Annotated in this window: 9 protein-coding genes; 7 read left to right on the forward strand and 2 right to left on the reverse strand. The window is 67.4% G+C overall.

Features of this window, described 5'->3' with window-relative positions; genetic code table 11:
- A partial coding sequence (locus JNK68_01540; GenBank protein ID MBL8539031.1) for an iron-sulfur cluster assembly scaffold protein occupies positions 1-269 on the reverse strand: 269 nt, incomplete at its 3' end.
- Positions 269-1096, reverse strand: coding sequence for an XdhC family protein (locus JNK68_01545; protein ID MBL8539032.1), 828 nt, complete (start codon positions 1094-1096; stop codon positions 269-271). The genes JNK68_01545 and JNK68_01540, both read right to left, overlap by 1 nt.
- Before the next feature lie 142 nt (positions 1097-1238).
- Here JNK68_01545 and JNK68_01550 point away from each other — a divergent pair, with 142 nt between their 5' ends.
- The 7 genes from JNK68_01550 to JNK68_01580 all read left to right on the forward strand — a co-directional run bounded on the left by JNK68_01550 (position 1239) and on the right by JNK68_01580 (position 8146).
- Entirely contained in the window at positions 1239-1682 is a 444-nt protein-coding gene (locus JNK68_01550) for a DUF192 domain-containing protein (protein ID MBL8539033.1), read from the forward strand.
- Between the two features lie 67 nt (positions 1683-1749).
- Positions 1750-3195 (forward strand): DUF3300 domain-containing protein, encoded by a 1446-nt coding sequence (locus tag JNK68_01555; GenBank protein ID MBL8539034.1) that lies wholly within the window; start codon positions 1750-1752, stop codon positions 3193-3195.
- A 51-nt stretch (positions 3196-3246) separates the two neighbouring features.
- Positions 3247-4203, forward strand: coding sequence for a DUF2950 domain-containing protein (locus JNK68_01560; GenBank protein ID MBL8539035.1), 957 nt, complete (start codon positions 3247-3249; stop codon positions 4201-4203).
- Between the two features lie 84 nt (positions 4204-4287).
- Positions 4288-4623: a cupin gene (locus JNK68_01565; GenBank protein MBL8539036.1), complete on the forward strand. Its 336-nt coding sequence runs from the start codon at positions 4288-4290 to the stop codon at positions 4621-4623.
- Positions 4624-4645: 22 nt separating this feature from the next.
- Positions 4646-5809, forward strand: coding sequence for an MFS transporter (locus JNK68_01570; protein ID MBL8539037.1), 1164 nt, complete (start codon positions 4646-4648; stop codon positions 5807-5809).
- Between the two features lie 55 nt (positions 5810-5864).
- Positions 5865-7157, forward strand: coding sequence for a dicarboxylate/amino acid:cation symporter (locus tag JNK68_01575; GenBank protein ID MBL8539038.1), 1293 nt, complete (start codon positions 5865-5867; stop codon positions 7155-7157).
- On the forward strand, positions 7154-8146 hold the full coding sequence (locus JNK68_01580) for an amino acid ABC transporter substrate-binding protein (protein ID MBL8539039.1): 993 nt from the start codon (positions 7154-7156) through the stop codon (positions 8144-8146). The genes JNK68_01575 and JNK68_01580 overlap by 4 nt, the downstream gene beginning before the upstream one ends.
- Positions 8147-8509: the final 363 nt, after the last annotated feature.

Consider the following 8509-nt stretch of genomic DNA (forward strand, 5'->3'; position numbering starts at 1 on the left):
AACGCGCGTCCGATCTCCTCGGTGCGACGGCGGTCGAGCCCGTTGACGATCTCCGCCATGATCGAGGCGGAGGCGATGCATACCGCACAGCCGCGACCGCGGAAGCGCACCGCGAGTCCGTCGGCGGCTTCGCGCACGCCCACTTCGACCTCGTCGCCGCAGAGCGGAATCGCCCCGCGGCCGATCGTCTGCATGGCCGCCAGATCGCCGCGGTGGCGCGGGTGCCGGAAGTGTTCGAGGATGCGCGCCCGGTAGATCTCCTCGTTCATCAGGAGACCGATTTGATTGCCGGCCGTGCGTTGCGCTCGTCCGCGAGCTTGTCGCGGAGCGCGCGCCCGCTGGCAGCGTGTCGCACGAGCACGATCTCGCTTGCGATCGACAGCGCGATCTCCTCGGGCGTGCGCGCGCCCAGGTCGAGTCCCGCCGGCGCGTGCACACGCGCGAGATCGCTCTGGGCAAAGCCTTCCGCACGCAGGAAGTCGAGCACCAGGCGCGCGCGCTTGCGGCTTGCCACGAGCGCGATGTAGCGCGCGCTCGAATGCAGTGTGCGCGTCATCGACTCGTGATCGCCCTTGTGCTGCGTGGCGACCACCACGAAGTCGTCGGCACCCGGTTCGAGGCGTGTGTATTCGAGGTCATCGGTGATGAGCGCGGCTGCCTCCGCATACCGTTCTCTCGTCGCCTCCGGATCGATCACCGTCACCCGCAGCCCCATGAGGTCGCCCAGCGCGCACAGGACCTCGGCGACGCGCCCGTGACCGAGCAGCCACAGCGTCGGTTTCGGCAGAATCGGCTCGACATAGACGCGCATGCGCCCGCCGCAGGGCATGCCCACGCCCAGCACTTCGTCCTCCATGTCGATCTCGACCACCCGCGCAACGCCGTCGGCAATGGCATCGAGCGCGCTGCGACAGCACGTGGCCTCGGCGCAGCCGCCGCCGACCCACCCCGAAGTGACGCGCCCGTGCCGGTCGATCACGGCTTTGGCACCGGTCTTCGCCGAGCAGGAGCCGACCGTCTCGATCACGGTCGCAAGCGCGTGGGGCTCGCCGGAGGCGCGCTGCTCCAGCAGGACGTCAAGAATTTCGCTGGCCATTGCCGATCGGCTCCTCGTCGCCTTTGGGTCGAACGTCCATTCTATCCGCAGTTGCGGCAACCGACGCGCGCGCCCCGGCGCCGGATTCGCGGCGAGTTGTGGTATACATCTCGCGCCCGTTACCACCCATCTCCTGCGACCGATGCGCGCTCCCCTTCGTATCGCCCTTGCCCTGCTCGGCCTCCTGCTCGCCGGCCGCGCGCATGCGCAGGCCACCGAAGTCACCCTTTCCATCGCCGGCTACAAGCTGCGGGTCGAAGTCGCCGCCACCCCCGAAACGCGTGAGCGCGGGCTCATGTTCCGAGAGCACCTGGAAGAGAATCGGGGTATGCTTTTCGTATTCCCCGAGGCGACGCTGCAGTCGATGTGGATGATGAACACGCTGATCCCGCTGTCGGTGGCCTTCATCGGAAGCGACGGGCGCATCCTCAACATCCGCGACATGACGCCGCAGACGGTGGACATCCACCCGTCCAGCGGAGCGGCCGCGTATGCGCTGGAAACGAACCGCGGCTGGTTCGCGGTGCGGGGTATCCGTGCCGGAACCCGCGTCGACGGGATCGAAGATGCGCCACGTGCCAAGTGAAAGGGCGCGCACCCCTTTCCACCTGACAACACTCCACGTAACGACAATCCGATCGGGATAGGCCGACATGAACATCGCACTGCGACCCATCTGCTGCGCCTTGGCGCTTACCGTGGCGGCACCGCAGCCGTTGACCTACGCCCAGGATGCGCCGCAGCAGCAAGCCGCTGCCGACCCGTCCGCCGCCGGCGGCAGCGCGTTCAAGCAGGAGGAAATCGAGGCGCTGGTCGCCCCCATCGCGCTCTATCCGGACGATCTGCTCGTGCAGACCCTGATGGCGGCGACCTATCCCCTGGAGATCGTCCAGGCCGCTCGCTGGCAGCGCGAAGCCGCCAACAAGGACTTGAAGGGCGACGCGCTCGCCAAGGCGCTGGAGCCGATGGAATGGGACCCGAGCGTGAAGTCGATCGTCGCCTTCCCGCAGGTCCTGACCATGATGAACGACAAGCTCGACTGGACGCAGAAGCTGGGTGACGCGTTTCTCGCCCAGCAGTCGGATGTCATGGCTGCCGTGCAGCGGCTGCGCCGGAAGGCCCAGGACACAGGCAATCTCAAGAGCAACGAGCAGCAGACGGTGGTGACCGAGAAGGAAACCGTCATCATCCAGCCGGCGAACCCGCAGGTGGTCTACGTTCCCACTTACCAGCCGACCACGGTCTACGGCGCCTGGCCGTACCCGGCGTATCCGCCCTATTACCTGCCGCCGCCGCCCGGTTACTACGCGGGCAGCGCGTTCGTCTCCGGGCTTGCGTTCGCCACCGGCGTTGCAGTCGTCGGCTCGCTCTGGGGCTGGGGCAGCGCAGGGTGGGGTCGCGGCGAAGTGAACGTCAACGTGAACCGGTACAACAGCATCAACACGACCAACATCCGCAACAACCGCGCAAGCGCGATCAGCAACAACACCTGGCGGCACGACCCGGCGCACCGCAAGGGCGTGAACTACCGCGATCCCGCCACCCGGCAGCAGTACGGGAAAGGCACCCTCGCCGGTGCCGATAAGCGCCAGGACTTTCGCGGTCGCGACCAGGGGGGTCAGCGCGGCGGTGTCGGTGATCGTGGCGGTGTCGGTGATCGTGGCGATGTCGGTGATCGTGGCGGTGTCGGTGATCGTGGCGGTGTCGGTGATCGCGGCGGTGTCGGTGATCGCGGCGGTGTCGGCGATCGCGGCGGTGTCGGTGACAAGGCGGGTGCAGGCAATCGCGCCGGTGCGGGGGACCGAACTGGTGCTGGAAATCGGCCCGGCGCTGGCCAGTCCGCGGGCCTCGGTGACCGCGGCGGCGCGAACCGGCCGTCCACGCAGCCGGCAAGCCGCCCCTCGACAGCACAGGCCGGCAGCCGACCGGCCGCGTTCAACGGCGTCGGCAACGGCGCGCAAACGCGCCAGTTCAGCGACCGCGGCGCGGCGAGCCGGCAGGCTGCGGCGCATCCCAACGTCGGTGGCGGTGCCCGCGCCGGCGGCGGCAACTTCGGCGGAGGCGCGCGTGGCGGTGGCGGGCGCGGCGGACGACGCTAGCTCGGCCTTGGCCCGACAACTCTCGAACACCCCGAACGAATCGAGGACGAAATGCTGTCATTCCCTGCGCTGAGAATACCCATGCCACGGCTGATCGCCGCCATCACCCTCGTCGCCGCTGGCTGGCTCGTGAGCACGACGACCTTGGCGGCAACGCCGAAGCAGGCCACCTTCGAGTCTCCGGAAGCTGCCGCCGACGCGCTCGTCGCGGCGCTCAAGGCAAACGACGAAAGCCGTCTGCTCACGCTCTTCGGGCCGCAGGGCGGCAAGCTCATCGGTTCCGGCGACACGGTCGCCGACGAGGCGGAACGCGCCAAGTTCGTCACAGCGTTCGAAGAAGCGCACAAGATCGAGATGCGCGGCGACACGACTGCGATGCTCAACGTCGGCAAGGACGACTGGCCGCTGCCGATACCGATCGTCAAGCGCGGCACGGTCTGGCGCTTCGACGCCGACAAGGGGCTGGAGGAACTCTTGAACCGGCGCATCGGCAAGAACGAGCTCTACACGATCCAGGTGCTGCTCGCCATCGTCGACGCGCAGCGCGAGTATTCGGCGGAGGACCGCAACGGCGACGGCCGTCTGGAGTACGCCCGGCGCTTTCGCAGCCAGCCCGGCAAGACCGACGGGCTGTACTGGCCCGCCGCCGACGGCAAGCCGGAGAGTCCGCTGGGACCGCTCGCGGCCACGGCGAGCCGCGAGGGTTACAAGTCCCAGGCCGGCCAGCGCATGCCCTTTCACGGTTACTACTTCAGGATCCTCACCGCCCAGGGCAAGGACGCGCCCGGCGGCGCCTACAGCTATCTCGCGAACGGCCACATGATCGGCGGCTTCGCTATCGTAGCGTGGCCCGCGAAGTACGGAGCCTCTGGCATCATGACCTTCATCGTGAATCAGGACGGCGTCGTATACGAGAAGAATCTCGGGCCGAATACCGCCCAGATCGCGGGCGAGATGCGACTCTTCAACCCTGCTGCGGGGTGGAGCAAGGTGGAAAGTCCGATCTGAGCGCGGCGGGAGGATCGTGACGCCGCTCTATCCCGGCGCGAAAGCCACGCACCGTGGGGTCCGACTTCAGGACAAGAGCGCAGCGTGACCGATTCCGGGTTGCTTGCCAATCTCTTCGCTGCGCTTCCCATCCGCTCCGACCGGGAGGTCTTCGACGCAATCCTCTCCCGCCCCGGCCTGCGCATCGAGCGCATCGTCTCCTTCGGCCAGACGAGCCCCGCGGATTTCTGGTACGACCAGCCGCAAGGCGAATGGGTGGTGGTGCTCGCCGGTGCCGCGCGCCTGCAGTTCGCCGACGAACCCGCAGTGCGCACCCTCCTGGCGGGGGATCACGTCGACATCGCGCCACACCGCCGGCACCGCGTCGAATGGACCGACCCGGCGCAGCCGACGGTCTGGCTCGCGGTCCACTACGGCTGAACGCGTAGCGCAGGCACAACCGATGTCCTTCGACCAGCGTCGCGCTGCGGTCGTCACCGCCGGTTTTGCCGCGTTCCTCAATCTCTACCCGCCGCAAGCCCTGCTGCCGCAGCTCGAGCAGGCGTTTGGCCTCGCCTCGGGCGGCGCCACGGTCACCGTTGCGGCCGGACCGCTGTCGGTCGCGCTGCTCGCGCCCTTCGCCGGCATCGTCACCGACATCGCAGGACGCGCACGGATGATGGCGGTCGCGATCTCCGGGCTCGGTGCCGCCACCATCCTGAGCGGCACAGCGCACACGCTCGGCGAGATGCTCTTCTGGCGGCTGGCGTGCGGCCTCTTCGTGCCCGGCATCGTGGCGGCAGCAGCGGGCTCGCTGGGAGACGATCCGGACCCGCGACACGCCGCGCGCGCGGCCGGTCAGTACATCGCCGGCACCGTGCTCGGCGGCTTCTCCGGCCGCTTCCTCGCCGGGTTGCTGACGGAATATTTCGGCTGGCGCGCTGCCTTCTACGTGATCGGCGGCATCACGCTGGCGCTCCTGCCCCTCGTCCTGCCCGGCATGCGGCTCGCCGGCCTGCCGCACGCCCCGTCCAAACCGCGCGATGCGCTGCGGGCCGCCGCCTCGCACCTGCGCAACCGGCCCCTGATGACGGCCTTCACCATCGGCTTCGGGCTGCTCTTTTCGCTCGTCGCGACCTTCACCTACGCCGCGCTGCATCTGGCCGCAGCGCCTTATTCGCTGTCGCCCGCTGCCATCGGCACCATGTTCGCCGCGTACCTGGTCGGGGTCGTCCTGACGCCGTTTACCGGACGCTGGGTCACGGCGCATGGCCGCGCCCGTGTCGCAACCGTCGGCATGGCGCTGGCGATCCTCGGCATCCTTCTCACGCTCCTCGGCACCGTGCCGCTGATCATGGCGGGGCTGGCGGTGAGCTGCGGCGGGATCTTCATGCTGCAGGCGCTCGCCACCGGCTTCGTGCCGGTCGCGGCCTCGCATGCGAAGTCCGCGGCAGTAGGTTTGTATACGTCGGCGTACTATTTCGGCGGCAGCGTGGGCGCTATCGCGCCCGCGCTCATCTGGCAGCGTTACAACTGGCCAGGTGTGGTCGGCCTGCTGGTGCTGGTCCATCTCGCACAGTTATTCATCGCGCGTCGGCTCTGGCGAGAGCATCCTGCAACGCGCTAGACTCATCGCCCAGAGCGCGGCATACCAACGAGAACAAAGGAGGCAGGCTCCCATGATGCGCAAGATCTCGCTCACGAGCTGGATCATGATCGCCCTCATCCTGGGCGTCGTGGCCGGCTATCTCTGCCACGAATGGGCGCCGGACGCGAAGACCGCGAAGGACATCGCCGGCTACTTCTCCATCGTCACCGAGATCTTCCTGCGGCTGATCAAAATGATCATCGCCCCGCTCGTCTTCTCCACCCTGGTGGCCGGGATCGCGGGCACCGGCGACTCGAAGGCGGTCGGCCGCGTCGGTGTGAAGGCCTTGAGCTGGTTCGTCACGGCTTCGCTCGTGTCGCTCACGCTCGGCATGATCATGGTGAACCTCCTGCGCCCGGGCGAGACGATGCACCTGGCGCTGCCGGATGCGGGGGCCGGCACCAACCTCAAGACCTCCGCCATCAACTTCCGCGACTTCATCACGCACGTCTTCCCGAAGAGCATCTTCGAGGCGATGGCGAACAACGAGATCCTGCAGATCCTGGTGTTCTCCGTGTTCTTCGGATTCGCCGTCACCGCCGTGCGCCGGGAATCCACGAGGACGCTGGTGGCCGTCATCGAGGAAACGGTTCACGTCGTCCTCAAGATCACCGACTACGTCATGCGCTTTGCGCCGTTCGCGGTGTTCGCCGCCATCGCTGCGGTCATCACCGTGCAGGGACTCGGCGTCCTCGTCACCTACGGCAAGTTCATCGGCGGTTTCTATCTCGGCCTGCTGGTGCTGTGGTCGGTGCTGATCGGCGCCGGATTCCTGATTCTCGGCGGTCGCGTCTTCGATCTGCTCAAGCTGCTGCGCGAACCGATGATGCTCGCGTTCTCCACGGCAAGCAGCGAGGCGGCGTATCCGAAGACGATGGAGCAGCTCGAAAAGTTCGGCGTGAAGGACAGCATCACCGGCTTCGTGCTGCCGCTCGGCTATTCGTTCAACCTCGACGGGTCCATGATGTACCAGGCCTTCGCCGCGCTCTTCGTGGCGCAGGCGTACGGCATCGACATGTCGCTCGGACAGCAGGTGACTCTCCTCCTGGTGATGATGCTGACCAGCAAGGGCATCGCCGGTGTGCCGCGCGCGTCCCTGGTGGTCGTCGCGGCGACCTTGCCCATGTTCAATCTGCCGGAAGCCGGATTGCTCCTCATCATGGGGATCGACCAGATCCTCGACATGGGGCGGACGGTGACCAACGTCATCGGCAACGGCATCGCCACCGCGGTCGTCGCGAAGTGGGAAGGCGAGCTCGGCGACGAAACCGGGGGCGACACCGAGGAGATGCTGGAACCGGACGTGCACGCCGCGGGCTCGGCATGACACACGCAACATCGTCCGCGGACGCCCGCGGCGCGCCACGCGGTCGCCCGCCGCTGGCCGGACTCGTCGCTTGCCGTGTGTTCCGGCAGCTCGTCCTGACCTGGCTTCTCGCCGTGTGTGTGGCCGCGCCGGCCCGGTCCCAGGGCGACGAGGCAACGCACGCCGCGTCTCAGTACACGGGGACGCTCAAGCGCGTGCAGGATACCGGCACCATCCGCTTCGGCTATCGCGAGAACTCCATTCCGTTCGCCTTCCGGGATGCGAGCGGCAAGCCGGTCGGCTACTCCCTCGACCTGTGCGAGGCCATCGCCGATGCGGTGAGCACCGAACTCGGCCGGGAGATCCGCACCGAGTACCGCCCGGTCACGCCGGAGAACCGCTTCGATCGCGTCGTCGCCGGCGACATCGATCTGGAATGCGGGTCGACCACGGACAACCTGGAGCGACGCAAGCGCGTTGCCTTCTCGCCGACCATCTTCGTCACCGGCACTAAGCTCATGGTGCGCAAGGGCGACGGCTACCGCGAGCTGCGCGACCTCAAGGGTCGCACCATCGTCGTCACGCGCGGCACGGTTCAGGATACGGCGCTGCGCAAGCTCGCCGAGCGCCAGCAGCTGAATCTGAACTTCGTGACGGGCGCGGACCACAGGGAATCGTTTCAGATTTTCGAATCGGGCAAGGCGGACGCCTGGGCCAACGACGACATTCTGCTCTACGGCATGCTGGCCGAGACCCGCACCGGCAACAAGTACCGCGTGGTGGGCGATTTCCTGACCTACGATCCGTACGGGCTGATGTTCAGGAAGGACGACCCCGAGTTCGCCCGGATCGTCGATGCCGCCTTCGGGAAGCTCGCCGAGAGCCGCGAGATCGTCTACATCTACAACCGGTGGTTCCTCAAGCGACTGCCGTCGGGCGTGCGTCTCGATTTGCCGATGAGCCCGCACCTGGAGGAGCTTTTCCGCATGCAGGGACTCCATGCCGATTGACTGCGCCAAGCGCGGTCGGATGGAAAAACCTTGCTCCAACCGCGGGTTAGCTTCTCCCGCGATTCCGCGATCAATCTCGCAGGTTATGCACAAAGCCGGCGGCGGCGGCTGACTTGTCGGGGTGATATGCATGCGTTCTGCGGGCGGCGATAACGCATTGTTTTGCGTTGCACCACGTCGGCTGCGGCGAATGCGACCCAGTCGTGTGGTGGGCCCGTCCGGCGCTCGCCGGGAACGGTGTTTTCCACAGGACTTTCCACAGCTTTCAGCGCTGCCGGCCCGCTAGGAACTGCAGGACAGCATCGAACACCCTGCGCGCTCCCGCGCCCAGTCCGGCCGCAGCTGGGCGAAGCGGTCGCGCCC

This window comes from Betaproteobacteria bacterium, assembly GCA_016791345.1.
Taxonomy (GTDB): domain Bacteria; phylum Pseudomonadota; class Gammaproteobacteria; order Burkholderiales; family JAEUMW01; genus JAEUMW01.